This is a genomic window from Mesorhizobium sp. M7A.T.Ca.US.000.02.2.1 (assembly GCF_003996995.1).
Classification (GTDB): Bacteria; Pseudomonadota; Alphaproteobacteria; order Rhizobiales; family Rhizobiaceae; genus Mesorhizobium.
Genome location: NZ_RZTT01000917.1, coordinates 1 through 441, shown reverse-complemented (window position 1 = coordinate 441; position 441 = coordinate 1). Strand labels below are relative to the sequence as shown.

Sequence of the window (441 nt, the reverse complement as noted above, 5' to 3'; positions counted from 1 at the left end):
AGTCCGCACAGCTGCAGGCTGATACTCCCGACGTATCCCATGAAACGAGGACCGATGAGTGAACACAGTTGAAAATCCTGCTGGACGCGGCTGGCTGCTTTGGGCCGGTCGAACGATTGCGGTTGCAGGGATTATCGCGACGGCCGTGTGCATTGTTTTGTGGCTTTGGGAGGTTCTGCCGCTGATGATTCTGAACTTCCGCCGTGAAGTAACGCCAGATCAAGCCTTTCTGAGCTTCTTCCTACAGCCTACGCTGCTGATGCTCATCGTCGCCGTGTCCGTGGCCGCCCTCGGCGCTGGACTGGCGGAGTACAGCAAACCGCCTCCGGCTCCTGGTGAGCTTTGGCGTCACTGGGTCAACATGGCCGACCAGCAGTTGTTGACGAAGCTGCGTGAGGTGCAGGCATTCGGCCGAGGGGAAGAAAAGCGGCGAGTAGCGGT

Annotated in this window: 1 protein-coding gene; it reads left to right on the top strand. The window is 59.2% G+C overall.

All coding sequences use genetic code 11. The features are described from left to right. Positions 1-58: 58 nt before the first annotated feature. Positions 59-441: hypothetical protein (locus EOD15_RS35435; protein ID WP_148129861.1), on the top strand; the 383-nt coding region annotated here is incomplete at its 3' end.